The 249-nt window shown below is 57.4% G+C and carries 1 protein-coding gene; it reads left to right on the top strand.

What is annotated here, in order from left to right:
• Nucleotides 1-10: 10 nt before the first annotated feature.
• Nucleotides 11-249: transposase (locus NCT05_RS36705; protein WP_250504807.1), on the top strand; the 239-nt coding region annotated here is incomplete at its 3' end.

Raw genomic sequence — 249 nt, 5'->3', positions numbered from 1 at the left:
GAATAGAGTCATGGAAAACCTCGAAAAAGCAAAACGGAAGACGGCGCCGAAATATTCGGCGGAAGTGCGTGAGCGCGCGGTTCGTATGGTGTTCGAGCATCGTGCGGAGTACGCGACGCAATGGGAAGCAATCCAGTCGATTGCCGCCAAGATGGGTTGCTCACGCGAAACGTTAAGAAACTGGGTTCGTCAGGCTGAGAGCGATCGTGGTCTGCGCGCGGGCCCCAAGACGCAGGAGCAGGACCGCAT

This window comes from Caballeronia sp. AZ7_KS35 (assembly GCF_023631045.1).
Lineage (GTDB): Bacteria > Pseudomonadota > Gammaproteobacteria > Burkholderiales > Burkholderiaceae > Caballeronia > Caballeronia zhejiangensis.
The sequence above is the reverse complement of the archived record's forward strand: the minus strand, read 5'-3'. Positions and strand labels throughout refer to the sequence as shown.